Genomic DNA, 1,675 nt, shown 5'->3' with positions numbered 1-1,675 from the left:
CCTTCTTCTATGCGTCCGCACCGGCAGACTCACCCGGACCAGGCCCCTGTTCGAACCCGACCGACCACCCGAGCGGAATGAGAACAGCCAGTAAGCCGCTGGCTGGCGCTGCTTGAGGAGTCGCAGCAGGGGTTCGAGTCGCTGGTCCGACAGTGGCCCGCCGGCCGCGGTGGCGATGCCGTACTGGTCGTGGAGCCACAAAGCGAACTGCGCGTTCGTGGGTTCGATTCCGAAGGCGGCCATCCAATCCTGATAGGCGTTTGCGAGGTGTTGGTCGTTCCCCTCGTGCGGCCGCTCGGGGTTTACGGTTCGAGGCTGCGCCACCGGCTGATGTTGCGCGCCGCGCACCTGCACCACCTTCTCCTGGTCGACGACGACTTCGAGTTCGGGGCTCGGCCGCTGTGCCGGAACCGGGGTCCGCTCGACGGTGAACTGGATCGGCGGCTCGTCAATACCCGCGGCGGCCAGCCCGGCCGGGGCGGTCTCGGAGAGGGGGACGCCGTAGCGGGCCAGTCGGAGCGGCATCAGCGACTCCACTGGTGCCTTGCGCCGCCAGGCACGGCCAAAGCGGGAGCGGAGGCTGGCCTGGTAGACGAGTCGTTGCTGCTCGAGCTTGATGACCTGGTCGTAGGAGCGGAGCTCCCACAGTTTCATGCGGCGCCAGAGGAGGAACGTGGGGACCGGCGAGAGGAGCCAGCGGGTCAGGCGGACGCCCTCCATGTGCTTGTCGGCGGTGATGTCGGCGATGCGGCCGATCGCGTGTCGGGCCGCCTCGACTGCCACGACAAACAGGATCGGGATCACCGCGTGCATGCCGACGCCGAGCGGGTCGGGCCAGGCGGCGGCTCCGTTGAACGCGATGGTTGCGGCCGTCAGGAGCCAGGCCGTCTGCCGGAGCAACGGGAACGGGATGCGGATCCAGGTCAGCAGGAGGTCCAGGGCCAGGAGGACGCAGATGCCGGCGTCGATGCCGATGGGGAAGATGTAGGAGAAGCTTCCGAAGCCCTTCTTGACCGCCAACTCGCGGACGGCCGCGTAGGAGCCAGTGAAGCCGATACCCGCGATGATCACGGCGCCGGTCACCACCACGCCGATGAGAACCCGATGCATTCGAGTCAGCCGCAGCGGCGCCGTCACATAATCGTCCTTCCGACAGCAGTCAACAAGTGTCACCCTGTCACGCATCACGCACACCCAGAAACCGCAGCACACAAAACTGGCCGGAACACAACGGGGGAAGTTTCCTCAACGCCCGTGGGTGCCGCCCGGTGAACGGGCTATCCAGACGGTTGCACGATGCGGTGATGACACAAGGCACCCTACGATCGTCCCAGATGCAACACGCTGACCTGCACGTGGCGGAGTCGGCCTCTCACGGGATGATGCTGTCCGCGGAGAACACTGACTCGGCCCACGCGGCGTAGGCGAAGATCGGTCGCCGAGCAAGCCTCCCCCGGAGTCGTTCAATGCGTCTGGCGCGCCCCTGCGGCCCCGACGTACCAGGTACTGAAGGCCCTCTACTTCTACGAAGCCGCACTCTTCGGCTTTGAGGTCGAGGGTGTCTCCTTGGTTGCGTTCTGAGTGGGCGGTTCGTGAGCCTTTGACTGCATCTGGTGTCGCCTGATCGTGTGGCTGCGGGGCGGACTCTGCCGGTCCGCGGTTGGTGGTCTGGTGA

General features: G+C 66.3%; 1 protein-coding gene. It reads right to left on the bottom strand.

Features of this window, described 5'->3' with window-relative positions; all coding sequences use genetic code 11:
- The coding region (locus tag ACZ7FF_RS44925) for a DUF2637 domain-containing protein (RefSeq protein ID WP_470820545.1) at positions 1–1,137 on the bottom strand (1,137 nt) is incomplete at its 3' end.
- Positions 1,138–1,675: the final 538 nt, after the last annotated feature.

It is taken from the genome of Streptomyces sp. NPDC037126 (assembly GCF_055605965.1).
The sequence above is the reverse complement of the archived record's forward strand: the minus strand, read 5'-3'. Positions and strand labels throughout refer to the sequence as shown.